Genomic DNA, 537 nt, shown 5'->3' with positions numbered 1-537 from the left:
CGAGCGCGGCCCGGTGCACCAGCAGCCCCAGCGGGATCCCGGCCGCCGCCGCGACGGACGCCGGGAGGAGCTGCGCGGCGGCCAGCCCGGACGCGACCTGCCGGGGCGTCGCGCCGACCGCGCGGGCGAGCGCGGCGGTGCGGGCGGTGTCGAGCGCGGTCGTCCAGGCGGTGAGGACGGCGTTGACGGCGGCGAGGAGCAGCAGCGCCAGCGACAGCACCAGCATGATCTGCCCGACCCGCTCCGTCACCGGGTTCCCGGCGCCCGGCACGAACGCGGGGCCGGCGGCGCCCGCGTCCTCGGCGCCGACCTGCCGCCGCATGGCGAGCGCCGCGACCAGCATCGCGGCGGTGACCGCGGTGCTCGCGGCGGCGAGGAGCGTGCGGCGGGGGCGCCGCGCGGCGATCCGCACGCCCAGCAGCAGCGGGACGGGCAGGCCCGCGGACAGCCCGACCAGCCGGGGACGGCGCCCCGGGCCGCGCACCGGTTCGTGCAGCGCGCGCGCCGTCCGGACGCGGGCGCCGCGCAGCGCCGGGA

1 protein-coding gene is annotated in these 537 nt (G+C 82.1%); it reads right to left on the bottom strand.

All coding sequences use genetic code 11. The annotated features are described in order from the left end of the window. Positions 1-537: FtsX-like permease family protein (locus tag ACFQ11_RS37840; protein ID WP_378307776.1), on the bottom strand; the 537-nt coding region annotated here is incomplete at both ends.

This window comes from Actinomadura sediminis, from assembly GCF_042675525.1.
In the GTDB taxonomy this organism is placed as follows: Bacteria; Actinomycetota; Actinomycetes; order Streptosporangiales; family Streptosporangiaceae; genus Spirillospora; species Spirillospora sediminis.
Note: the sequence above shows the minus strand (reverse complement) of the source record. Positions and strands in the feature narration are given on the sequence as shown.